Raw genomic sequence first — 22,876 nt, 5'->3', positions numbered from 1 at the left:
ATATCCCGGGTTTGAAGTTAACAGGCTGGACGCATAAGCGTATGGTAGCCGCGGTCGAACCACATCAGCCCGCGCGGCTCTGGATGTCTGACGATGGCGGCCACTTCACAGAACAAAATGTCGTGGGTGCCGACGCTGACTATCTGGTTGATACGACAATCGAAGCTGACCAGCGCATCCACCAGCCGCGGGCAGCCGGTGAGACCGGTTTGCCATTCGGCGGCAGCGAAACGCTCCGCCATCGGCGTTTTACCGCCAAAGACGTTGGAGAGCGACTCCTGGCCAGCCGCCAGGGTGTTGACGCACAGCGCCTGGTGCTGGCGGAAGGTTGGCCACACCGAGGCGGAACGGTTGAGACAGACCAGCAGCGTGGGGGGCGTATCGGTCACGCTACAGACCGCGCTGGCGGTAAATCCGGCCCGACCCGCCGGGCCATCGGTGGTAATGACGTTGACCGCTGCGCCGACCTGGGCCATGGCGTCACGAAAACTCTGTTTATCCGCTACGGACATAGTGGCTCCTTACGCCAGCTGGCAGGCATCATCGAAGGGCAGGCGCGGCAGACGACCGTACAGCCGGGTCTCGTCGCCGTAACCGATATTGATCAACAGATTGCTCTTCCAGCCGTTTTCGGCGAAGAACGCCGCATCGACCTTGTCGCGGTCAAATCCCGACATCGGGCCGGTATCCAGGCCAAGGGCGCGGCAGGCGAAAATCAGATATGCCGCCTGCAGAGAGCTGTTGCGAAAGGCGGTCTCTTCCGCCAGCTGTGGGCTGGAGGTGAACCAGCTGCGGGCATCGCCGTGGGGAAACAGCGTCGGCAGACGATCGTAGAAGGCGCGATCCCAGGCCACGATGGCGGTCACCGGCGCGCGCAGGGTTTTTTCGAGGTTGCCGCTGGAGAGCGTCGGGCGCAGCTTCTCCTTTCCTTCCGGCGTGCGGACAAAAAGGATCCGCGCGGGGGAGCAGTTGGCGGAGGTCGGACCCATTTTCATCAGATCGTATATTTCGTGCAGCAGGCTATCGCTGACCGGTTTATCCAGCCAGCCGTTGTGGGTACGGGCGTGAGTAAACAGACTGTCGCGCGCGCTTTGGCTAATGCTTTCGCTCATAGATTCTCCTGATATCAGGCCAGCATGGCGGCCAGACCGTTGCATAAAATAGGGTTGAAGGTGTCGGCATCGGTCACGTTGCAGGCGTGGCCGCCCCAGGCCATCTCGACCCGCTGGCTACCCGGTATCGCCGCTTGTAGCGTGCGCGAGCAGGAAGCAGGAACCAGCAGATCGTCATGGGCGCTGACGATCAGGGTCGGGCATGCCACGGCGGCGGCCCGGCGAGTGAAGTCGGCCTGCTTCAGCGCCTGCAGCCGCTTGAGCAGATTCTCCTTGCCCTGAAAATGGCTGAGCGCAAGCGCATCTTCCGCTTCCAGCCTTGGCATCCGGGCGGCCATCCACTCCGCGGGGTAGAGGAACAAAGGCTGCGCCTCAACCCACGCCTGGGCGCCGCCGGCGTGCAGCAGCCGCTCGCGTACCTGAAAACAGCGACGGGTGTGGGGAGACAGGGTTAGCCAGCCGTTGACCAACACCAGGCCGCTGACCGCGTCGGGAAAATCCAACGCCAGCTGCAGGGCGATCAGCGCACCGAGGGCGTGCCCCACCAGGGCAAAGCGGGAGATTCCCGCCGCCTGCAGCGCCTGATTGAGCTCCTGCGCCATGATCGCCGTGCTGTAGCCGGCGGGCAGCGGCCCGGCGTTTTCACCGGTGCCGTTCTGATCATAGCTCACCAGCTGATACCGTTGTTCCAGCGCCGCGCGCTGCGGGAGCCAGTAGCTGCCCGCACCGCCTAAACCGGCGCTCAGCACCACCGTCGGTGCGCCCTCAAAGGGGGCCGGGGAGATATTCAGTTTCATGATGCGGTTTTTCCGATATGGGCGACGGTCGCAATCTCAACCAGCGCCTCTGGCTTGACCAGTCCGCACTGGATGCAGAAGCGCGCCGGTTTATCCCCGGGGAAGAACTCGGCATAGACTTCGTTAATCGCGGCGTAGTTTTTCCAGTCGGTGATAAAGATGCTGTTGAACGTCACATCCTCCATGCGGCCACCCGCCGTTTCGATCACCGTTTTGATCGTTTCGAGAACGTGGCGGGTTTGCGCCTTTGGGTCATCGAGATAGACCACGTTATTGTGTTTATCAAACGGCAGCGTACCGGAGACGTAAACCACGCCATCGGCCAGCGTACCGGGGACAAAAGGGGCGATCGGCGTGGTGGTGCCGGGCGGAATAATGACCTGTTTAGGCATAACGTTTCTCCTCCGGGAGAGAGTGCGCGGCGGCCGGGGCCAGCGCATCGCAGAAGCTGGCGACATTGCTGACCCAGCCAAAAAAGGTCTCAATATTGAACAGCGCAGCCTGCTGGGCGAAGGCCGGGCCCGCCTGGTGGGTGGCGTCTTCCAGCACGACGCCGAAATACTCCAGGAAGAAGCCGTCGCGCAGGGTGGACTCCACGCAAACGTTGGTGGCGATACCGGTAAAAATCAGGTGACGGATGCCGCGGCTGCGCAAAATACTGTCCAGTTGCGTGTTGAAAAAGCCGCTGTAGCGCGGTTTCGGCAGCACCACATCACCGGGCAGGGGCTGCAGCTCATCGACCAGCTGATAATCCCAGCCGCCTTTAGCCAGCAGCTTGCCCTGCAGCTCAGGACGACGGCGCATGGTCTTCAGGGCGTTAGATTTGTGGTAGTTCGGCGACCCCGGGCCACCGGCTTCCATATACTCCTCGTCCCAGCCGTTCTGGAACCAGACGATCGCCATTCCGGCGGCGCGAGCCGCGGCGACGGCGGTTTTAATGTTGTCGATAACCGGCCGGGTGGTGGAGACGTCAAATCCGGCGAGGTCGAGATATCCTCCCTGGCTGGCATAGGCGTTTTGCATATCGACGACGATCAGCGCGCTGTTTTGCGCCGGGAAGGTCAGGGATTCCGGACGGGCGGAAAGCGTAATCATCAGGCAACCTCGCGGGTAACGGTGGCAATATGGTCGCGGCAGCGCATCAGCGGCTGAATGCGCTCGCCAAAGGCATCGATGCCGGAAAGAAAATCATCAAACGTGAGCAGTACGCCGTCGGTGCCGGGTACGGAGGCGACGTCGTCGAGCATACGGGCGACGCTGGCGTAGGATCCAACCAGCGTGCCCATATTGATATTGACCGCCGAGGTCGGATCGGCCATTTGCCGCACGTTGGTGTCGCTCCCGGAACGGGTGTCTTTCTGGCTTTGTTCGGTGAGCCAGGCCAGCGCTTCGTCATCGGCTCCCGCCTTGTAGTGCTCCCATTTAGCACGAGCCGCTTCGTCGGTTTCATCGGCGATAACCATGAACAGCACATAGGAGCCCACGTCGCGACCGGTCTTTTCCGCCGCCTGCATCATGCGCGCGGCGGTCGGCGCAAAGGCGGTCGGCGTATTGACCCCTTTTCCGAAGCAGAAGTTATAGTCGGCATACTGGGCGGAGAAGGCCATCCCTGCATCGCTCTGTCCGGCGCAGATAACTTTCATCGGCTGCGACGGCTGCGGGCTGACGCGACAGTCATTCATCGTGAAGTAGTCGCCTTTAAAGTCGCTGCGCCCGGTGCCCCACAGGTCGCGCAGCACCTGGACATATTCGGTGAGATAGTCGTAGCGACGGGCGAAGTAGTCGTCGCCGGGCCAGATGCCCATCTGCTCATATTCTGGTTTTTGCCAGCCGGTCACCAGATTGACGCCAAAGCGGCCGCCGGAGATAGCGTCGATGGTGGAGGCCATACGAGCGACAATGGCCGGCGGCAGCGTGAGCGTCGCGGCGGTGGCGTAGATCTGGATCCGCGAGGTGACCGCCGCCAGGCCGGCCATTAAGGTAAAGGATTCGAGGTTGTGATCCCAGAACTCGGTTTTGCCGCCGAAACCGCGCAGTTTGATCATCGACAGCGCAAAATCAAAGTGGTAATGCTCCGCTTTCTGGACGATCGCTTTATTCAGTTCGAACGTCGGCATGTACTGCGGAGCGTGGGTTGAAATCAGCCAGCCGTTATTACCAATCGGAACGAAGACACCAATTTTCATACGTACCTCTCTGCAATCGTGAAGAAGAAGGCGCGCGGTGCTGCATCCTGCATCTCCTGGGTCACCTCGCCAGAAAGCTAAAGCAAAGGCGATGCCAGTTTTGCAAAAACCAATGTTATTAATGTGTTGCGTATTGGTTGCTGAAAGTGAGCGTGATAAAAGTGGACTGAATGGTCAAAATGAGTGCACGAAAAAACGGCAGTCATGCGCAATTGGAGTGCATAAGGTCGTGCCAGGGGTGGGCTTTTGCTATGCTGATGGCGTTGAAAGAAGGAGATGATGATGGCAGAGGGCGCTGTGAAAAAAACCGGGAAGCGTTCGCAGGCGGTGAGCGCAAAGAAAGAGGCTATCCTGGCCGCTGCGCTGGACGCATTTTCCCAATTTGGTATCCACGGTACGCGGCTTGAGCAGGTTGCAGAGTTGGCCGGGGTATCGAAAACCAATCTACTCTATTACTACCCGTCGAAAGAGGCGCTGTATGTTGCCGTACTGCAGCAGATCCTCACCATCTGGCTGGCGCCGCTGAGGGCGTTTCGCGAAGATATCAGCCCGCTGGTTGCTATCCGCGAATATATTCGCCTTAAGCTGGAGGTGTCGCGCGATTATCCGCAGGCCTCCCGGCTGTTTTGTCTGGAGATGCTACAGGGCGCGCCGCTGCTGATGGGCGAGCTGACCGGCGATCTGAAAGCGCTGGTTGATGAGAAATCGGCGATTGTCTCTGGCTGGGTCGATAGCGGGAAACTGGCGCCGGTCGACCCTCAGCATCTGATCTTCATGATCTGGGCCACCACTCAACATTACGCCGATTTTGCCACGCAGATTGAGGCGGTCACCGGCGCAACGTTACGCGACGAGGCGTTTTTTCAACAAACCGTAGACAACGTTCAGCGGATGATCATTGAAGGAATCCGGGTACGTTAATTGGCGGGGGGAAGCGGGCAGCTCTGGTCGCCATCTTCACACTGCAGCAGCGAAGCAAGGAACGATTCGCGCTCAACGGTTTTGTCTGCCATACACTGGTTAATAAGCATCGGCTGGACGCTGCCGCCTTCGGCGCCGGAAGCGAGGAAGGTGCAGTCGGCGTCGCGCAGCGCTATCCACGCCAGCTGCGCTTTTTTCAGCTGTTCCTGCTGTTTACCCGCCGCGCGCTTCAACGCTTCCTGATAAGTCTGATTCAGCTTGCTATCGGCCGCCTGATATTGCGCGGCCGTACACTGGTTCATCTCAGCCTGATTGCCGGCGTTGGCGCATTCGTCCGCCAGCGCATGTCCGCTTGCCAGCAGAGCTGCGAGGGCAACTAAAGTTCGTTTCATTGGTCCACTCCCATAAAAAAAGCTCCCGTCGGGGAGCTTTAATTAACCACAGCCGGCGTCCGGTGTCATCAGCCGACGTGGATACCGGTCGGAACAGACCCTTAGCCGATGGTCATCAGGCTGGCGTTACCGCCTGCCGCCGCGGTATTGACGCTCAGCGAGCGTTCAATGTAGAGGCGTTCCAGCAGCAGGTTGGTTTCACCGCGGGCGAAGCCCTGGACCGAAATAATCGCGCCGTCGCGTGCCGCCACCTGTTCGCACAATTCACGCAGCTGATCGGAGTCGCCGTGGTAGATCACCGCATCGAAAGCCTGAGCGGTCAGCATCTCTGGTTTGGCAAAGTGGAGACGTTCGCTGACCTCGCGCGGCAGCTTTTTCGCCAGCTCACGATGCAGAGCGCTCTCCGGCCACAGGATTTCACAGCCGACCGCGGTGACCGCCGCCAGCTGAATCAGCGCATCCTGCTCGTTATCCGCTACGCACAGTACGCGGTCGCGAGGGATAAAGGTCAGGGTATTGCGCTCGCCGGTCGGGCCCGGCAGCAGACGTTGGGTTCCGGCTTGCGCCAGGTCACGGTACTGCTGGCACAGCGCCTGCAGTTCAGGGCGACCGGCGGCCCACTGCTGCAGCGCGTTCAGCGGTTTTTCCAGCAGGGTTTTCAGCTGCGCATCCAGCGGACGCTCCGCATCCTGGCGGGCAAGGGTGGTCCCCACGGCATTTTGCGGACGGCTGGAGAGCAGGCGATACAGATACAGCGGGCCGCCGGCTTTCGGTCCGGTCCCCGACAGACCTTCGCCGCCAAACGGCTGCACGCCGACCACGGCGCCAACCATATTGCGGTTAACGTACAGGTTACCGACTTTGGCGCTGCCGGTGACCTGAGCGATGGTCTCATCGATGCGGGTATGGACGCCGAGGGTCAGACCGTAGCCGGAGGCGTTAATCTGCTCGACCAGCTGATCCAGGGCGTTACGGTTATAGCGAACCACGTGCAGCACCGGGCCAAAGACCTCTTTTTTCAGCTCATCAAAGCTCTCGAGCTCGATCAGGGTCGGCGGAATGAAGGTCCCGCTTTGCCACTCACGCGCATCCTCGCTGTTTTCCCGTACCGCCTGGAACACCGTGCGGCCCTTGGCGCGCAGGCTCTGAATATGGCGTTCAATATTCTCTTTCGCTTCGGCATCGATGACCGGACCAATGTCGGTGGTCAGACGGCCAGGGTTGCCCATCCGGCATTCGCCCATCGCGCCGCGCAGCATGGTCAGCGTATGGTCGGCGATCTCTTCCTGCAGGCAGAGTATACGCAGGGCGGAACAGCGCTGCCCGGCGCTATCAAACGCCGAGGCCAGCACGTCGACCACCACTTGCTCGGTGAGGGCGGAGGAGTCGACGATCATGGCGTTCATCCCGCCGGTTTCAGCGATAAGCGGCGTCGGGCGACCCTGTGCATCCAGGCGGCTGGCGATGTTGCGTTGCAGCAACGTGGCGACTTCGGTTGAGCCTGTGAACATCACGCCGCGAACGCGTTCGTCGGTGGTTAGCGCGGCGCCGACGGTTTCCCCGCGGCCCGGCAGCAGCTGAATTACGCCCGGCGGAACGCCGGCTTCCAGCAGAATTGCCACGCCCTGAGCGGCAATCAGCGGCGTCTGTTCGGCGGGTTTCGCCAGTACGCTGTTACCGGCGGCCAGCGCGGCGGCAATCTGACCGGTGAAAATCGCCAGCGGGAAGTTCCACGGACTAATACAAACGACCGGTCCCAGCGGACGGTGGGTTTCATTATCGAAATCGTCGCGCACCTGACCGGCATAGTAGTGGAGGAAATCGACGGCTTCGCGGACTTCGGCGATGGCGTTGCTGAAGGTTTTACCGGCTTCGCGGACCAGAATGCCGATCAGCGTCTGCATCTGATCTTCCATCAGCACCGCCGCGCGTTCAAGGATCGCCGCTCGCTCCTGCGGCGGGGTGGCAAACCAGATAGGCGCGTTATTGACTGCGCTGGTCAGCGCCAGTTCAATCTCTTCCGGGCGGGCTTCACGCACGTGGCCGACGATATCTTTCGGCTCGGCCGGGTTAATTACCGTCTGCAGTTCCCCGGCAATGACCGGATGTTCCAGCGCCGGCAGCGCCTGCCATTTGTGCAATGCGCTGTTCAGCAGAGAGGAGGAGAGGGAGGCCAGACGATGTTCGTTGGCCAGATCCAGGCCCGCGGAGTTGCTGCGGCCTTTGCCGTACAGATCGCGCGGCAGCGGGATCTTCGGATGGGGCAGACCGGCCTGACCCTCCTGCTGAGCCAGTTTTTCCACGGCGCTGACCGGGTCGGCAACCAGCTCATCCAGCGGTAGCGTCGTATCCGCGATACGGTTAACAAAGGAGGTGTTGGCGCCGTTTTCCAGCAGGCGGCGTACCAGGTATGCCAGCAGCGTTTCGTGGGTCCCGACCGGCGCATAAATCCGGCATGGACGGTTCAGTTTCCCGTCGGCAACCTTGCCGACTACCTGTTCGTAGAGCGGTTCACCCATGCCGTGCAGGCACTGGAATTCATACTGGCCCGGATAGTAGTTCTGCCCGGCCAACTGATAAATGGCTGCCAGGGTGTGGGCGTTGTGGGTGGCGAACTGCGGATAGATCAGGCTCGGCACCGCCAGCAGCTTTTTTGCGCAGGCGAGGTAGGAGACGTCGGTATACACTTTGCGGGTATAGACCGGATAGCCTTCGAGGCCGTCCATCTGCGCGCGTTTGATTTCGCTATCCCAGTAGGCCCCTTTTACCAGGCGGATCATCAGGCGACGGCGGCTGCGGGTGGCAAGATCGATCAGGGAATCAATGACGAACGGGCAGCGTTTCTGATAGGCCTGAATGACGAAGCCGATCCCGTTCCAGCCGGCCAGCTCCGGTTCAAAGCACAGCTTCTCCAGCAGGTCGAGAGAGATCTCCAGGCGATCGGCCTCTTCGGCATCGATGTTAATTCCGATATCGTACTGACGCGCCAGCAGGGTCAATGATTTCAGGCGCGGATACAGTTCATCCATCACCCGATCGTATTGCGCGCGGCTGTAGCGCGGGTGCAGCGCGGAGAGCTTGATCGAAATCCCCGGGCCTTCATAAATGCCGCGGCCATTAGAGGCTTTGCCGATCGCGTGGATCGCCTGCTGGTAGGAGACCATATAGGCCTGAGCATCGGCGGCGGTGAGCGCCTCTTCGCCCAGCATATCGTAGGAGTAACGGAACCCTTTCTCTTCCAGCTTGCGGGCGTTGGCCAGCGCTTCGGCGATGGTTTCGCCGGTCACGAACTGTTCGCCCATCAAACGCATCGCCATGTCGACGCCTTTGCGAATCAGCGGTTCGCCGCTTTTGCCGATAATCCGGTTCAGCGAGCGCGAAAGGCTGGTTTCGTTGTGGGTTGAGACCAGTTTGCCGGTAAACAGCAGGCCCCAGGTTGCCGCATTGACGAACAGCGACGGGCTGCGACCGATGTGCGACTGCCAGTTACCGTTGCTGATTTTGTCGCGGATAAGGGCATCGCGGGTGGCTTTGTCCGGAATACGCAGCAGCGCCTCCGCCAGACACATCAGCGCCACCCCTTCCTGTGAAGAGAGCGAAAACTCCTGCAGCAGACTCTGCACCATGCCGGCACGACCGCTGGCGGTTTTTTGATTACGCAGTTTTTCCGCCAGCTGATAAGCCAGCTTATGCGCCTGGTCTGCCAGCGGCTGCGGCAGGCGCGCCTGCTCCAGCAACATCGGGACGGCGTCGGTTTCTGCCCGGCGGTAGGCGGCGGTAATCGAGGCCCGGGTGACGGACTGCGGCAGAATCTGCTCGGCAAAATCGAGGAAAGGCTGCCACGGTTCATCGACCGGGCTGCTGACGTCATCGCTTTCATTGGCGGCGCCGGCAAGCAGGGCCGGCAGCTCGGGCAGCGTCTCGTCGTTTTCCAGCTTTTCCAGATAGTTGAAAATGGCCTGTTTAATCAGCCAATGCGGCGTGCGGTCAATACGGCTCGCGGCGAACTTGATGCGTTCACGCGTCGCGTCGTCAAGCTTAACACCCATGGTAGTGGTGCCCATGCTTATCACTCCTGTTATGAATCGTTGTTCTTTTTTGCGGTTACGCGAAAATATCCACTATGTTGCAACTTTGTGCAACCTTGTTAATCGTGACCTGTGTAGCAAGCTGAGAAATGAGTGAGTTGTTAATTGAGATGGTGGATGTAACGGGAAATTAACCTTTCTCCATCAGGGTGTTTTTATGCGTCAGTTAACAGTTTTACAAGGTGCAACCAATAAAAACGTGAGAGAGTGCAACCTATAACAAAATGAAGTTTGGTGCGGACAAAAAGTAGTGTAAATGCTGTGTTAAATCGTTTGTGAAATTCCGACGCTTCCGTCAGGATACGGTCGCCCAATACAACCATTGTGCCATTACCCCGTTCCGGTAGTGGAATAAAATGACAAAGCAGGATGTTGTCGACAAAAGAATCTGGAGATTTTACATGGCTATTAGCACCCCCATGTTGGTGACTTTTACTATTTATATATTTGGCATGGTACTGATCGGTTTTATTGCCTGGCGATCGACGAAAAACTTTGATGATTATATTCTCGGCGGCCGCAGTCTCGGGCCATTTGTGACGGCGCTCTCCGCCGGCGCCTCCGATATGAGCGGCTGGCTGCTGATGGGATTACCTGGCGCAATATTTCTCTCCGGTATTTCTGAGAGCTGGATTGCCATTGGTCTGACGCTCGGCGCATGGATTAACTGGAAACTGGTCGCCGGTCGTCTGCGCGTTCATACCGAGGTAAATAATAATGCGCTGACCTTGCCGGATTATTTTACCGGCCGCTTTGAAGATAAAAGCCGTGTGCTGCGTATTATTTCGGCGCTGGTTATTTTGCTGTTCTTCACCATTTATTGTGCCTCCGGGATTGTCGCCGGTGCTCGTCTGTTTGAAAGCACCTTTGGCATGAGCTATGAAACGGCGCTGTGGGCCGGTGCGGCGGCGACGATTGTGTATACCTTCGTCGGCGGATTCCTCGCGGTAAGCTGGACCGATACCGTGCAGGCCAGCCTGATGATTTTCGCGCTGATTCTGACGCCGGTGATGGTGATTATTTCCGTTGGCGGTTTTGGCGAATCGCTGGAAGTGATCAAGCAGAAGAGCATTGAAAACGTCGATATGCTCAAAGGACTGAATTTTGTGGCGATTATTTCGCTGATGGGCTGGGGCCTGGGCTACTTTGGCCAGCCGCATATTCTGGCGCGTTTTATGGCGGCGGATTCCCACCACAGTATCGTTCACGCACGTCGTATCAGCATGACCTGGATGATTCTCTGCCTGGCGGGTGCCGTGGCGGTCGGTTTCTTCGGTATTGCATGGTTCAATAATAACCCGGCGCTGGCCGGCGCGGTGAATCAGAACTCCGAGCGCGTGTTTATCGAACTGGCGCAAATCCTGTTTAACCCGTGGATTGCCGGTATTCTGCTGTCGGCGATTCTGGCGGCGGTAATGTCCACCCTGAGCTGCCAGCTGCTGGTGTGCTCCAGCGCGATTACCGAAGACCTGTATAAAGCGTTTCTGCGTAAAAACGCCGGTCAGAAAGAGCTGGTGTGGGTCGGACGGACGATGGTCCTGGTGGTGGCGCTGATCGCCATTGCGCTGGCGGCAAACCCGAACAACCGTGTGCTGGGTCTGGTGAGCTATGCCTGGGCAGGCTTCGGCGCCGCGTTTGGTCCGGTGGTGCTGTTCTCGGTGATGTGGTCGCGCATGACGCGTAACGGGGCGCTGGCCGGGATGGTGATTGGCGCGCTGACGGTGATTGTCTGGAAACAGTTCGGCTGGCTGGGGCTGTATGAAATCATCCCTGGCTTTATCTTCGGCAGCCTGGGCATCGTGGTCTTCAGCCTGCTGGGCAAAGCCCCGTCGACATCCATGCAGCAACGCTTTGCCGAAGCGGACGCCCATTATCATTCGGCTCCGTCGATACCGGCTACCGCCGAGTAAATTCAGGACCGCTTAATCAAGCCCGCGTTCAGCGGGCTTTTTTGTTGCTGAAAGCAGTTCCGGCGTCCGCCACAGCTCCCCCCTCTTGCTAATTCCATGAAAATACGCTGATATCGGGGGCACAAAAAACAATGAGGATAGCAAAATGACGTTCAGACAGGGTGCGCTGGTGCTGGTGATGGCAGGGCTGCTTGGCGGTTGCGTGGCGCCGGCGAAGAAGCGTCCGCCGACTCCCACGGCAGCGGTATGCCCGGCAGAGAATGCGATGGTGCAGACCACGCTCTATTTCGGTTTAAGCCGGCCGGCGGGTAAAGATATCACCGCCCAGGAGTGGCAGCAGTTTGTTGACCGCGACGTCACGCCGCGTTTTCGCGAGGGGTTAACGGTGTTTGACGCCCGGGGCCAGTGGCTGGGGAATGACGGCAGCGTGGCCCGCGAGCAGAGCAAAGCGCTGATGCTGATTCATGGTAAAGACGGTGGCAGCGAAGAGGGGATTGAGGCGTTACGTCACCTCTATAAATCGCGCTTTGCCCAGGAGTCGGTGATGCGCGTTGACCAGCCGGTCTGCGTTCACTTCTGAAAACAGGGCGGGGAAATTCCCCGCCCTGTCTGTTACAGCACCAGGCCGGCGAAGCTGGCGGAAAGCAGACTGACCAACGTGGCGCCGTAGACCAGACGCAGGCCGAAGCGGGAGACGATATTCCCCTGCTGTTCGTTCAGTCCTTTAATGGCTCCGGCAATAATGCCGATGGAGGCAAAGTTCGCGAAAGAGACCAGGAAGACCGAGAGGATACCCAGTCCACGCGGGGTCATGCCGGCGGCAATTTTTTGCAGCTCAATCATCGCCACGAACTCATTCGCCACCAGCTTGGTTGCCATAATACTTCCGGCGCTCAACGCATCGCTGAGCGGAATACCAATCAGCCAGGCCAGCGGATAAAAAACGTAGCCGAGAATTTGTTGGAAACTCAGGCCAAATAGCGTGGCAAACAGGGCATTAATGGCGCTGATCAGGGCAATAAAACCAATCAGCATCGCCAGAATAATCATCGCCACTTTAAAGCCGGCAAGAATATATTCCCCGAGCATTTCGAAGAAGCTTTGTGATTCGTGGAGCTTCTCCAGCTTAATCTCTTCTTCGCTACCCGGACGCGTCGGGTTAATAATCGACAGTACAATAAAGGTGCTGAACATATTAAGGATCAGCGCCGCGACCACATATTTTGCATCGAGCATGCTCATATAGGCGCCGACGATGGAGAGCGATACCGTTGACATCGCGGTGGCTGCCATGGTGAACAGCCGGCGTGAGGAGAGGTCGCCGAGCACGCCCTTATAGGCGATAAAGTTCTCCGACTGGCCGAGAATCAGCGAGCTGACGGCGTTGAAGGATTCCAGTTTACCCATGCCGTTGACTTTGGAGAGCAGGGTGCCAATCACACGGATGAAAACAGGCAGAATGCGCCAGTGCTGAAGAATACCGATCAGCGCCGAAATAAAGACAATCGGGCACAGCACGCCAAGGAAAATAAACGCCATTCCTTTTTCGCTCATACCGCCAAATACAAAGTTGGTGCCTTCGGCAGCAAAACCGAGCAACGAAGTGAAAAAGCTTGAGATATTTTTAACTATCCACAGACCGCTTTCGGCATGCAGAAAAAAGAATGCCAGCGCAATTTCAATGATAATTAACTGGATAATATAACGAACACGGATTTTTTGTCGGTCATAGCTGGCAAGCCAGGCAAGGCCGAGAATAACCGCCAGCGCCAGCAGGAAGTGCAAGAATTGTGTCATGTTGTTCTTTTCGCAGGTCAATAAGGCCGCTATTTAGCCACAGCCGGTCAGCCTGGTAAATATCTGTAGCGAAAAAACCGCCGCGCCGGCTGCCTGACCGCGATGAAGACAGATAATCCCCTAAGTAATTATTTTAAAGCGATTAATTTACAACTCGATACCAAACTCTCTACATTTCACTTGTGTTTCTGATTATTGTAATGATAATCACTATCAGAAATATTTACTTATCTTTGCATCCACTGACTGCGATTCACATTGAAGGGTGTCGGCATGTTCGTTCCATTTCTCATTATGTTACGCGAAGGGCTGGAGGCGGCGCTGATTGTCAGCCTGATTGCCAGCTATCTCAAACGCACCCAGCGCGGCAGCTTGATTGGCGTCATGTGGATTGGCGTTATCCTGGCGGCGGCGCTGTGCCTGGGCCTGGGGATCTTCATTAACGAAACGACCGGCGAGTTTCCCCAGCGGGAACAGGAGCTGTTCGAAGGCATCGTGGCACTGGTAGCGGTATGCATCCTGACCTGGATGGTCTTCTGGATGCGCAAAGTCTCGCGCAACGTGAAACAGCAGCTGGAACAGGCGGTGGATAATGCGCTGCAGCGCGGTAATCATCATGGCTGGGCGCTGATCATGATGGTCTTTTTCGCCGTCGCGCGGGAAGGGCTGGAGTCGGTGTTCTTCCTGCTGGCGGCCTTCCAGCAGGATGTGGGGATTTGGCCGCCGCTCGGGGCGATGCTGGGGCTGGCTACCGCGATTGTCCTCGGCTTTCTGCTTTACTGGGGCGGGATCCGCCTCAACCTCGGGGTGTTCTTCAAATGGACCAGTCTGTTCATTCTGCTGGTGGCGGCCGGGCTGGCGGCCGGGGCCATTCGCGCCTTCCATGAAGCCGGTCTGTGGAACCACTTCCAGGACGTGGCGTTTGACCTGAGCGGCGTGCTGTCGACCCACACGCTTTTCGGCACGCTGCTCGAAGGGATCTTCGGTTACCAGGAGGCGCCTACCGTCAGTGAAGTGGCGGTCTACTTTATCTATTTGATTCCGGCGCTGGTGCTGTTTGCGCTGCCGCCGCGTAGCAATACAGCAACCTCGCGCACCGCTCCGCTTAAGTAGGGCGCCGCAGGATTATGGTTACAACATACTTACCGAAAGGGATGATCATGATGATTCATTTTCGCCGTAATGCGCTGCAGCTTGCCGTCGCAGCGTTGTTCAGCTCTGCCTTCTACGCTCAGGCTGCGGATATCCCGCAGGTAAAAGTCACCGTTAACGACAAACAGTGTGAGCCGATGAACGTCACCGTGAAAGCGGGGAAAACGCAGTTCATTATTCAAAACCACAGTCAGAAAGCGCTGGAGTGGGAGATTCTCAAAGGCGTGATGGTCGTTGAAGAGCGCGAGAACATTGCGCCAGGCTTTACGCAAAAGCTGACGGCGAACCTGCAGCCGGGCGAATACGATATGACCTGCGGGCTGCTGACCAACCCGAAAGGCAAGCTGATTGTGACCGGTGCCGCCACCAAAGATGCGGCGAAAGCCGATGCGCTGCTGAGTCTTGGCGAGGCGATTACCGCCTATAAAGCCTACGTTACGGCGGAAACCGCACAGCTGGTTAGCGGCACGAAAGCGTTCACCGACGCGGTGAAGGCGGGAGATATTGAAAAAGCGAAAGCGCTGTATGCTCCGACGCGTCAGCACTACGAGCGCATTGAACCGATCGCGGAGCTGTTCTCCGATCTGGACGGCAGTATTGATGCTCGTGAAGACGATTACGAGAAAAAAGCCGAAGATCCGAAATTCACCGGCTTCCACCGTCTGGAAAAAGCCCTGTTTGGCGACAACAGCGTCAAGGGGATGGAAAAGTATGCCGATCAGCTGAACAGCGATGTGCTTGAACTGCAAAAACGCATCAGCGAACTGGCGTTCCCGCCGTCGAAAGTGGTGGGCGGCGCGGCGGGCCTGATTGAAGAAGTCGCGGCCAGCAAAATCAGCGGTGAAGAAGATCGCTACAGCCACACCGATCTGTGGGACTTCCAGGCGAACATCGACGGCGCGCAGAAGATCGTTGACCTGCTGCGCCCGCAGCTGCAAAAAGAGAACAGCGCGCTGCTGGCGAAAGTTGACGCTAACTTCAAGAAAGTTGACGCTATCCTCAGCAAATACCGCACTAAAGACGGCTTCGAAACGTATGACAAGCTGACGGATGCGGATCGTAATGCGTTAAAAGGGCCGATCACCACGCTGGCGGAAGATCTGGCTCAGTTGCGCGGGATCCTTGGGCTGGACTAAGTCGATGGCAGAACAGAAGCAACTTGATGTGAATGAACCTTCACGTCGTCGATTATTAAAAGGGATCGGCGCGCTTGGCGGCGCGCTGGCTATCACCGGCGGCTGTCCGGTGGCACACGCGGCGAAGGGCAACAGCTCTCCGGGCGTGCTGTCGCCGGACGCGCGTGCCGAAGCGCAGCCTTTTTACGGGCAGCACCAGGCCGGCGTGCTGACGCCGCAGCAGGCATCGATGATGCTGGTGGCCTTTGATGTGCTGGCCAGCGATAAAGCTGACCTGGAGCGCCTGTTTCGCCTGCTGACTCAGCGCATTGCCTTTCTGACCAAAGGGGGGCCGGCGCCGGACACGCCAAATCCGCGTCTGCCGCCGATGGATTCGGGGATCCTCGGCGCGTGGATCTCCCCGGATAACCTGACTGTCACCGTTTCGGTTGGCCATTCGCTGTTTGATGAGCGCTATGGATTAGCGGATAAGGCGCCGAAAAAGCTGCAAAAAATGACCCGCTTCCCCAACGATTCGCTGGATGCGGCGCTCTGTCATGGCGATCTGCTGTTGCAAATCTGTGCCAATACTCAGGATACGGTTATCCATGCGCTGCGCGATGTGATTAAACATACGCCGGACCTGCTCAGCGTCCGCTGGAAGCGCGAAGGGTTTATTTCCGATAGCGCCGCGCGGAGTAAAGGCAAAGAGACGCCGGTTAACCTGCTGGGCTTTAAAGACGGCACCGCGAACCCGGTCAGTACCGATAAGGCGCTGATGGATGAAGTGGTATGGGTGACCTCCGATCAAGGCGAGCCTGCGTGGGCAACCGGCGGCAGCTATCAGGCGGCGCGTATCATCCAGTTCCATGTGGAGTTCTGGGATCGCACCCCGCTGAAAGAGCAGCAGACCATTTTTGGGCGCGATAAGCACAGCGGCGCGCCGCTGGGTATGCAGCATGAGCATGACGTGCCGGATTACAGTCGGGATCCTGATGGCGATATTATCGCGCTGGATAGCCACATTCGTCTGGCGAACCCGCGCACACCGCAGACGCAGTCCAGTCTGATGATGCGTCGCGGCTACAGTTATTCACTGGGGGTGACCAACTCCGGGCAGCTGGATATGGGACTGCTGTTTGTCTGCTATCAGCATGATCTGGAGAAGGGATTCCTGACGGTGCAAAAACGCCTTAACGGCGAAGCGCTGGAGGAGTACGTCAAACCTATCGGCGGCGGCTACTTCTTTGTGTTACCGGGCGTAATCGACAGCCAGCACTACCTGGCGCAATCTCTGCTCGAAGCCTGACGCACCTGCCCGCAAGGGCAGGGCGTTTCTGCTGTTTTTCCATTCTTTTTTTGTATTTCCTGCCTTGTGTTATTTTTCTGTAATCTATTTGTCGGAAACTCTCCTGAGCTGCGATGAGAATTATTTGTTGTCCGCATGTAAAAAATAAGTTGCATTAAGAATTATTTTTGATGTACTTATTACAGACGCGGTAGTTCCCGGCAGTGATGTCGTTTCACTATGGAGATCGCGAATGCCCGATTGCTGTAACGGAAAATGTAAATCTTCTTACCGTACTCCTCAGCACGGGGGCCACACTTCCGGCCGCGATTCCCACACCTCGAATTTTTCTCCAGTCACCACCAATAACCTAAACCCAGACCGGGTACGCGGTGCGCGTAGCCGTGACCCGTTGTCAATTCGACAGGCAAGCAATGGCTTACAAGGAAGCCAAACCTCAATCGTTCGTGCGCATAATCGCGTCGATATTGACGCGTGTGATGTAAACCAACAACGCAAGGTGCTATCCATGGGAAGACAAAAAGCAGTGACCAAAGCTCGTCGTGAGGCCAAACGTGTGCTGAGACAGGATTCGCGCAGCCATAAGCAACGCGAAGAAGAATCGGTCACATCGCTTGTGCAAATGAGTGGCGTAGAAGCAATTGGCATGGCGCGGGACAGCCGTGATACTTCCCCAATTGAAGCGCGCAATGACGCTCAGGCGCATTATTTGAATGCCATCGACAATAAACAGCTGATTTTTGCCACGGGCGAAGCCGGGTGCGGTAAAACCTGGATTAGCGCAGCAAAAGCCGCTGAAGCCCTGATTCACAAAGATGTGGACAGGATTATTGTTACCCGTCCCGTTCTGCAGGCCGATGAAGATCTCGGCTTCTTACCGGGAGATATCGCCGAGAAGTTTGCTCCCTATTTCCGACCGGTGTACGACGTACTGGTGAGAAGGCTGGGCGCTTCCTTTATGCAATACTGCCTGCGACCGGAAATTGGCAAGGTGGAAATCGCGCCGTTCGCCTATATGCGCGGACGTACATTTGAAAATGCGGTTGTGATTCTGGACGAGGCTCAGAACGTGACCGCTGCGCAAATGAAAATGTTTTTAACCCGCCTCGGGGAAAACGTGACGGTCATCGTGAACGGCGACATTACCCAGTGTGATTTACCCTCTGGCGTGAAGTCCGGGCTGGTCGATGCGCTGGCGCGTTTTGCGGAAGACGACATGATCGGCGTTGTGCGTTTTACCGCCGATGATTGCGTCCGTTCGATGCTTTGCCAGCGAACGTTGAAAGCCTACTACTGATCGCTATCTTGTGTGCAAAGCCCGGGGAAACCCGGGCTTTGTTATCTGGAGCGCAGGGCGTTAGCCGATCGCGCCCAGCGCATCTTCGCTGCCCTGGGTTTTTGGCAGCAGGAACAGGGTGGCGAAAATATCCAGCAGATAGAGCAGGGCCAGCAGGGTGATCGCCGCGGTAAACGACCAGTGGCTGACGAACAGGCCAATCACCAGCGGTCCAAAGCCGCCCACGCCGCGCCCGAGGTTAAACAGCACGTTCTGCGCGGTGGCGCGGACCTGTAGCGGGTAGGTATCAGAGATCAGCGCGCCATAGCCGCCAATCATGCCGTTGACAAACATCCCCATTACCGCTCCGGTAAACAGCATCAGGGTCGGGTCCCGCAGCTGGGCGTAGACGATGACCATCACGACGGCCCCCACCTGGTAAATCAGAAAGATCTTCCAGCGGGCGAAACGGTCTGCCAGCACGCCGAACAGCCAGATGCCGAAGGTCATCCCCACGACGGTGACCGCCGTCCACAGCCCTGATTTGGTGAGCGAAAAGCCAAAACTGGAGGAGAGATAGCTGGGCATCCAGATCATCAGGCCATAGTAGCCAAAATTCTGTACCGAGCAGAGGATGAGGATGCCGATACTGGCCTTCGAGGTGGCGCGGTCGGCAAACAGCATCCTGAGGCGCGCGGTGAACGATATTTCCTGCGCGACACGGCTATCTTTGGTAAACGCCTCCGGTTCTCCCATCCCGCGGCGGATGGCAAATGAGACCAGCGCCGGCAGAAGGCCAACCAGAAACATCCCGCGCCAGCCGATGATATCCAGCAGGAGAGGGGTGATAAAGGCGGCCAGCAGCACGCCAAGCTGCCAGCCGATACCAACCCACGCCGAGGCGCGGTTGCGCTTATGGGCCGGCCAGACTTCGGCAATCAGCGCCATGCCGATACCGAATTCGCCACCGAGCCCCATACCCGCAAGGGTGCGATAGGCCAGCAGATCCCAATAGCCCTGGGCAACCGCACAGAGACCGGTAAAGACCGAGAACATCAGGATCGTGAAGGTCAGGACGCGAATGCGGCCCAGACGGTCGCTGAGATGGCCGAAAAAAATCCCGCCCAGTACCGCGCCAATCAGCGTCCAGGTAACGAGGGAACCGGCCTGAGAAGTGGTGAGCGCCAGCGAAACGCTGATTGCCGGCAGCATGAAACCGAGGATCAGCAGGTCAAAGCCATCCATTGCGTAGCCGCTGATCGCCGCGACCATGGCTTTCGCCGGCGTTACGCCGCGTTTGTTAAGTGGAGAAGAGAACGTCATGTCCAGACCTTTGGAATAAAAATGTGCGCTAAGTATAAATTTGTCAGCGGATGCGATCTACTCGGTTGAGGGGCATTGTTGGCTGTTATGATGACATTAACTGTATGTTTTTAATATTTATAACGGAATAAATGACCAGGGTTTTATTTAAAACATTGTCTGTCATGCTTCATGGGGAAAAAGTAGTAACGTAATGTGTTGACGACAAAAAACGACGAACGTCGGATTCTGCCTGCGGGGCGGCCAGTCGGGGAGGCATTTATGTCGATTCCGGGAGAAGGACGTATGCCTGTATGTGGGAGTTTTGCTTCGCCTGTAGACAATCTTTCTTGTAGCGGAGTTTGTGCCCTGACATTTCGCTTAACCATTTATTAAGCGGCTTTTCTTTGTCATTTAATCCGGCGGTGCGCTGGCGTATCAGGTTGAGCCGCTCTTCATAGAAACGCGCCCACGCTTCGGCGCGTCGTCGCCGCCCAGCACTTTCCCCAGCAGCCTTTTGCTGGTGACGCTGTTGGTAAGAGGGCGCAGGCGAAAGTCGATAAAGACGACGGGAATACCGATCGCCGCAAGCAGATCCAGCACGCGGCTCTCTTTCAGTTTTCCCCGTACGCCAAAATCGAAGACGTTCAGATCCGGCTGCATCTGAACGGCGCGCTCGACGCTGAAACCAGTGAGATATGCATTTTCAAGCATCGGCAGCTGTTTTAGCTGGGGGGATTTTGCAAGATAAAGCGAGTCAAGGTCCGGCGCTTTGATTTTGAGGGGATTATCCCAGGCAATCAGCTGCGCAAAAGGATTATCCGGATGCACAATCTGTCATGCCTGAATGGCCCTGGCATCCGCCAGGATGACTCTTTTTGCCGGTTGCTGGAGGGGCACTTCTCTTCCGGCAATATCCGTCGCCGTGACGGGGGATGCCTGCAGATTTGCTGCAAAGAGTAAATACGGCCGGTTAACGCCAGCTGCCACTAACGTTTCTCTCTCATTTTCCCAATCCAAATAGCAGCGACACAACCCGGCCAGTTTGGCTGGAGCGTAAAACAACCTTCCGTTCAAAAAAAAGTTTACATTGCTATGTATTGCTAACTATTATCATTTCGTTTCTCATAATTCAAATCATTCGCAATACAAATAATTGATAATTAATATATTTATTTTACAGGGGATCTTCTCATGTCTGGTCACTTCCGGCTCTCGCTGCTTGCTAGCGCTATTGTTTTAGCGTTCCCGGCCTGGGCTGCTGATAAAAATGATAACTCTTCATCAACCGATCGTACGGATACCCTGACGGTCGTGGGCAACTGGCTTGATTCGCCGGATTACAGCACGGTAGTGCTCGATCATCCCGGCGCAAGGACCATCGTGACGGAGCAGCAGGTTAAGGAAAAAGGCGGCGAGACGATTTCAGAAGCGCTGCGCGGTATTCCCGGGGTTCAGGTTCAGGAGAATAACGGCACCGGCGGGAGCGATGTGTCACTGAACGTCGGCGTGCGCGGCCTGACATCGCGCCTTTCGCCTCGCTCAACCATCATGATGGACGGCGTACCGCTTTCTGTCGCGCCTTACGGCCAGCCTCAGCTGTCAATGGCTCCGCTGTCAATGGGGAACATTCAGTCCATTGACGTCATCCGCGGCGGCAGCGCCGTTCGTTACGGGCCGCAGAACGTCGGCGGAGTGATCAACTTTGTCTCGAAGGATATTCCGGAAACGTTCGGCGGCGCGGTGAGCGCGCAAACGGAAGGGGCCTCACACGGCGGATTAAAAACGCTGACCAGCGCTTCCGTTGGCGGCACGGCGGAGAACGGTCTGGGGGCGGAGCTGCTGTACTCGGGTCTGCACGGGCAGGGATACCGGGAAAATAATGACAATACCGATATTGACGATTTTATGCTGAAAACGCGTTATCGTTTCACTCCGCAGGACGAACTGACCGGTAACTTCCATTATTATAACGCCTCTGCGGGTATGCCCGGCGGCCTGACGAAAGAGCAGTACCAGCAAAATCCCTTCCAGTCAGTGCGCCCGTTCGATCAGTTCGCCGGACGCCGCCAGGATATGTCTTTCAAATATCGCCATCAGGAAGAGGATAGCCAGTTTGAAGTGCTGACCTATTTCACCAAAAGTTTCCGCACCAGCGATATTCAGACCAACGGCTCCGGGGCTCTGGAAGGACAGAGTCGTCTGGCTGCCGCCCCTCGCCACTACACCACCTGGGCCATCGAACCAACCTATTCGCATCTGTTCCGCTTCTGGGATATGGCCCATGAAGTCACCCTTGGCTATCGCTATCTGAACGAGACATCGGATGAAAAAGGATATCGGTCCAACTGGTACGATCCGACGACCACGACCTCCGCCCCGAATTCTAAAGAAAACTATTATCAGCATACCTCCGGCGGTACGGAAGCTAACGCGTTTTATATTGATGATGCCGTCAACGTTGGTAACTGGACGATTACCCCGGGGCTGCGTTATGAAAGCATCCGCACGCATGTGAATGACGCTTTTGCCGATATTGCGCGTGAAAAATCGTACAGTGAACCGCTGCCATCGATCAACGTGATGTATCACCTGTCCGATAGCTGGAAGCTATTTGCTAATGCCAATACCTCTTTCGGCAGCTTGCAGTATTTCCAGCTCACCCGCGGAGGGAATCACGGGCAGCCGGCTCCGGGCCTGCAGCCGGAAAAGGCGCGCACCTATGAAGTCGGTACCCGCTATGACGACTCCTTACTCAAAGCGGAGCTGACGGCTTTCTACATTGATTTTGATAATCAGCTGCAGTACATCAACAACACCATCGGCTGGACCACGCTGGGCGCCACCAAACATCAAGGCGTCGAGCTGGCTCTGAACTACGATCTCAGCGAACTGACGCACAGCCTGGATGGGGTCAGCCTCTATTCCACCTATACCTATACCCGCGCCGTATCCGTCAGCGGCGAGTTTTCGGGTAAAGATCTGCCCTTCTATTCCCGCCAGGTGCTGACGGTAGGTTCCCGCTACGCGACGGGCAACTGGGTGTGGAACGTCGATGGCTATTCGCAATCCCGCCAGCATTCTCCGGGGTCTTCTGCTGCCGGGAATGGTTATATCACCCAGGAGAGCGATGATGGCCAGTACGGTAATATTGCCGGCTATATGGTGTGGAATATGCGCGGCGAATATGACATGGGGCCGTCGTGGTCAAATCTGAAACTGGGCGCCGGGGTTAAAAACCTTTTCGATCAGCGCTACTACACGCGTTCAACGGATAATAACTACGGCAAATATGTCGGCGAGCCGCGAACCTTCTTTGTTCAGGCGTCGCTGGCGTTCTAAACGTGTGACGCTTCGCGGGGCAGGGATGCACCGCGAAGCGGTCAGGTCAGAGAGCGGGGGGTTTGGCGGAGGAGCGATAAGGCCATACCTCCAGCTGGGTGCAATATGCGAAAAAAAAGCCCGTACCTGCGTACGAGCTCTTCTTTAAATATGGCGGTGAGGGGGGGATAGATTCGC

Annotated in this window: 20 protein-coding genes; 9 read left to right on the top strand and 11 right to left on the bottom strand. The window is 57.1% G+C overall.

All coding sequences use genetic code 11. The features are described from left to right. Positions 1 to 17: 17 nt before the first annotated feature. From rutF to rutA, 6 genes are read right to left on the bottom strand one after another with little or no spacing between them, the layout of a single operon-like run. Positions 18 to 512 (bottom strand): NADH-dependent FMN reductase RutF, encoded by a 495-nt coding sequence (gene rutF, locus ROR01S_RS19785; protein ID WP_004860416.1) that lies wholly within the window; start codon positions 510 to 512, stop codon positions 18 to 20. A gap of 9 nt (positions 513 to 521) precedes the next feature. Further along, positions 522 to 1,112, bottom strand: a complete 591-nt coding sequence (locus ROR01S_RS19780; protein WP_004860419.1) for a malonic semialdehyde reductase — start codon at positions 1,110 to 1,112, stop codon at positions 522 to 524. A 14-nt stretch (positions 1,113 to 1,126) separates the two neighbouring features. Then, positions 1,127 to 1,912: a pyrimidine utilization protein D gene (rutD, locus tag ROR01S_RS19775; RefSeq protein ID WP_064359821.1), complete on the bottom strand. Its 786-nt coding sequence runs from the start codon at positions 1,910 to 1,912 to the stop codon at positions 1,127 to 1,129. After that, complete coding sequence (gene rutC, locus ROR01S_RS19770) at positions 1,906 to 2,301, bottom strand: pyrimidine utilization protein C (protein WP_004860423.1); 396 nt, start codon at positions 2,299 to 2,301, stop codon at positions 1,906 to 1,908. The genes rutD and rutC overlap by 7 nt, the downstream gene beginning before the upstream one ends. After that, the gene (rutB, locus tag ROR01S_RS19765; protein WP_064359820.1) at positions 2,294 to 3,004 is read right to left on the bottom strand and encodes a pyrimidine utilization protein B; all 711 of its coding nucleotides are present in this window, start codon (positions 3,002 to 3,004) and stop codon (positions 2,294 to 2,296) included. The genes rutC and rutB overlap by 8 nt, the downstream gene beginning before the upstream one ends. Continuing rightward, positions 3,004 to 4,095 (bottom strand): pyrimidine utilization protein A, encoded by a 1,092-nt coding sequence (gene rutA / locus ROR01S_RS19760; protein WP_004860426.1) that lies wholly within the window; start codon positions 4,093 to 4,095, stop codon positions 3,004 to 3,006. Before rutA ends, rutB begins: the two co-directional genes overlap by 1 nt. Positions 4,096 to 4,377: 282 nt before the next feature. On the opposite strand from rutA, the gene rutR reads away from it, so the two are divergent. Then, a complete protein-coding gene (rutR, locus tag ROR01S_RS19755; protein WP_004860428.1) occupies positions 4,378 to 5,016 on the top strand; it encodes an HTH-type transcriptional regulator RutR in 639 nt (212 codons plus the stop codon). On the opposite strand, the gene ROR01S_RS19750 is transcribed toward rutR, so the two are convergent. Together ROR01S_RS19750 and putA are read right to left on the bottom strand one after the other, a co-directional pair. Then, positions 5,013 to 5,408 carry a lysozyme inhibitor LprI family protein gene (locus ROR01S_RS19750; protein WP_004860430.1) on the bottom strand — a complete coding sequence of 132 codons (396 nt, stop codon included), beginning with the start codon at positions 5,406 to 5,408 and terminating at the stop codon, positions 5,013 to 5,015. The two genes, rutR and ROR01S_RS19750, sit on opposite strands and share 4 nt — an antisense overlap. A 101-nt stretch (positions 5,409 to 5,509) precedes the next feature. Further along, a complete protein-coding gene (gene putA / locus ROR01S_RS19745; protein WP_064359819.1) occupies positions 5,510 to 9,472 on the bottom strand; it encodes a trifunctional transcriptional regulator/proline dehydrogenase/L-glutamate gamma-semialdehyde dehydrogenase in 3,963 nt (1,320 codons plus the stop codon). A 425-nt stretch (positions 9,473 to 9,897) separates the two neighbouring features. Between putA and putP the strand changes: the two genes are divergently transcribed. Both putP and ROR01S_RS19735 read left to right on the top strand, forming a co-directional pair. Further along, complete coding sequence (gene putP, locus ROR01S_RS19740; RefSeq protein WP_004860434.1) at positions 9,898 to 11,406, top strand: sodium/proline symporter PutP; 1,509 nt, start codon at positions 9,898 to 9,900, stop codon at positions 11,404 to 11,406. Between the two features lie 145 nt (positions 11,407 to 11,551). After that, positions 11,552 to 11,986, top strand: a complete 435-nt coding sequence (locus tag ROR01S_RS19735; RefSeq protein WP_004860436.1) for a DUF3574 domain-containing protein — start codon at positions 11,552 to 11,554, stop codon at positions 11,984 to 11,986. A gap of 32 nt (positions 11,987 to 12,018) precedes the next feature. Here ROR01S_RS19735 and ROR01S_RS19730 read toward each other — a convergent pair whose 3' ends face one another. Beyond that, entirely contained in the window at positions 12,019 to 13,203 is a 1,185-nt protein-coding gene (locus ROR01S_RS19730; RefSeq protein ID WP_004860438.1) for a NupC/NupG family nucleoside CNT transporter, read from the bottom strand. Between the two features lie 273 nt (positions 13,204 to 13,476). Here ROR01S_RS19730 and efeU point away from each other — a divergent pair, with 273 nt between their 5' ends. The 4 genes from efeU to phoH all read left to right on the top strand — a co-directional run bounded on the left by efeU (position 13,477) and on the right by phoH (position 18,076). After that, positions 13,477 to 14,316 (top strand): iron uptake transporter permease EfeU, encoded by an 840-nt coding sequence (efeU, locus tag ROR01S_RS19725; RefSeq protein ID WP_004860440.1) that lies wholly within the window; start codon positions 13,477 to 13,479, stop codon positions 14,314 to 14,316. 47 nt (positions 14,317 to 14,363) lie between these two features. Beyond that, positions 14,364 to 15,491, top strand: a complete 1,128-nt coding sequence (efeO, locus tag ROR01S_RS19720) for an iron uptake system protein EfeO (protein ID WP_004860442.1) — start codon at positions 14,364 to 14,366, stop codon at positions 15,489 to 15,491. A gap of 4 nt (positions 15,492 to 15,495) precedes the next feature. Then, complete coding sequence (gene efeB / locus ROR01S_RS19715) at positions 15,496 to 16,779, top strand: iron uptake transporter deferrochelatase/peroxidase subunit (protein ID WP_032717675.1); 1,284 nt, start codon at positions 15,496 to 15,498, stop codon at positions 16,777 to 16,779. A gap of 508 nt (positions 16,780 to 17,287) precedes the next feature. Continuing rightward, entirely contained in the window at positions 17,288 to 18,076 is a 789-nt protein-coding gene (gene phoH / locus ROR01S_RS19710; RefSeq protein ID WP_015584664.1) for a phosphate starvation-inducible protein PhoH, read from the top strand. Between the two features lie 60 nt (positions 18,077 to 18,136). Here the strand turns inward: phoH and ROR01S_RS19705 are convergent, their stop codons facing one another. Further along, the gene (locus tag ROR01S_RS19705) at positions 18,137 to 19,378 is read right to left on the bottom strand and encodes an MFS transporter (protein ID WP_015584663.1); all 1,242 of its coding nucleotides are present in this window, start codon (positions 19,376 to 19,378) and stop codon (positions 18,137 to 18,139) included. A 417-nt stretch (positions 19,379 to 19,795) separates the two neighbouring features. Then, positions 19,796 to 20,188, bottom strand: a complete 393-nt coding sequence (locus ROR01S_RS19700) for a TroA family protein (protein ID WP_052626773.1) — start codon at positions 20,186 to 20,188, stop codon at positions 19,796 to 19,798. Between ROR01S_RS19700 and ROR01S_RS27155 the strand changes: the two genes are divergently transcribed. Both ROR01S_RS27155 and ROR01S_RS19695 read left to right on the top strand, forming a co-directional pair. Beyond that, entirely contained in the window at positions 20,183 to 20,320 is a 138-nt protein-coding gene (locus tag ROR01S_RS27155; protein ID WP_155269521.1) for a hypothetical protein, read from the top strand. The two genes, ROR01S_RS19700 and ROR01S_RS27155, sit on opposite strands and share 6 nt — an antisense overlap. A gap of 231 nt (positions 20,321 to 20,551) precedes the next feature. Continuing rightward, entirely contained in the window at positions 20,552 to 22,699 is a 2,148-nt protein-coding gene (locus ROR01S_RS19695) for a TonB-dependent receptor family protein (RefSeq protein ID WP_004860455.1), read from the top strand. The last annotated feature ends 177 nt before the right edge of the window (positions 22,700 to 22,876 follow it).

The organism is Klebsiella ornithinolytica NBRC 105727 = ATCC 31898 (genome assembly GCF_001598295.1).
Classification (GTDB): domain Bacteria; phylum Pseudomonadota; class Gammaproteobacteria; order Enterobacterales; family Enterobacteriaceae; genus Klebsiella; species Klebsiella ornithinolytica.
This window is presented reverse-complemented; position numbering and strand designations above follow the sequence as displayed.

Excerpts from the sequence above, each read along its gene's own strand:
- ROR01S_RS19750 (WP_004860430.1), bottom strand. The coding sequence starts at position 5,408 with ATGAAACGAACTTTAGTTGCCCTCGCAGCTCTGCTGGCAAGCGGACAT.
- ROR01S_RS19735 (WP_004860436.1), top strand. The coding sequence starts at position 11,552 with ATGACGTTCAGACAGGGTGCGCTGGTGCTGGTGATGGCAGGGCTGCTT.
- rutC (WP_004860423.1), bottom strand. The coding sequence starts at position 2,301 with ATGCCTAAACAGGTCATTATTCCGCCCGGCACCACCACGCCGATCGCC.
- phoH (WP_015584664.1), top strand. The coding sequence starts at position 17,288 with ATGGGAAGACAAAAAGCAGTGACCAAAGCTCGTCGTGAGGCCAAACGT.
- efeU (WP_004860440.1), top strand. The coding sequence starts at position 13,477 with ATGTTCGTTCCATTTCTCATTATGTTACGCGAAGGGCTGGAGGCGGCG.
- putP (WP_004860434.1), top strand. The coding sequence starts at position 9,898 with ATGGCTATTAGCACCCCCATGTTGGTGACTTTTACTATTTATATATTT.
- ROR01S_RS19780 (WP_004860419.1), bottom strand. The coding sequence starts at position 1,112 with ATGAGCGAAAGCATTAGCCAAAGCGCGCGCGACAGTCTGTTTACTCAC.
- rutF (WP_004860416.1), bottom strand. The coding sequence starts at position 512 with ATGTCCGTAGCGGATAAACAGAGTTTTCGTGACGCCATGGCCCAGGTC.
- ROR01S_RS19695 (WP_004860455.1), top strand. The coding sequence starts at position 20,552 with ATGTCTGGTCACTTCCGGCTCTCGCTGCTTGCTAGCGCTATTGTTTTA.
- ROR01S_RS19705 (WP_015584663.1), bottom strand. The coding sequence starts at position 19,378 with ATGACGTTCTCTTCTCCACTTAACAAACGCGGCGTAACGCCGGCGAAA.
- rutA (WP_004860426.1), bottom strand. The coding sequence starts at position 4,095 with ATGAAAATTGGTGTCTTCGTTCCGATTGGTAATAACGGCTGGCTGATT.
- efeB (WP_032717675.1), top strand. The coding sequence starts at position 15,496 with ATGGCAGAACAGAAGCAACTTGATGTGAATGAACCTTCACGTCGTCGA.
- rutR (WP_004860428.1), top strand. The coding sequence starts at position 4,378 with ATGGCAGAGGGCGCTGTGAAAAAAACCGGGAAGCGTTCGCAGGCGGTG.
- rutB (WP_064359820.1), bottom strand. The coding sequence starts at position 3,004 with ATGATTACGCTTTCCGCCCGTCCGGAATCCCTGACCTTCCCGGCGCAA.
- efeO (WP_004860442.1), top strand. The coding sequence starts at position 14,364 with ATGATGATTCATTTTCGCCGTAATGCGCTGCAGCTTGCCGTCGCAGCG.
- ROR01S_RS19730 (WP_004860438.1), bottom strand. The coding sequence starts at position 13,203 with ATGACACAATTCTTGCACTTCCTGCTGGCGCTGGCGGTTATTCTCGGC.
- putA (WP_064359819.1), bottom strand. The coding sequence starts at position 9,472 with ATGGGCACCACTACCATGGGTGTTAAGCTTGACGACGCGACGCGTGAA.
- ROR01S_RS27155 (WP_155269521.1), top strand. The coding sequence starts at position 20,183 with ATGCACAATCTGTCATGCCTGAATGGCCCTGGCATCCGCCAGGATGAC.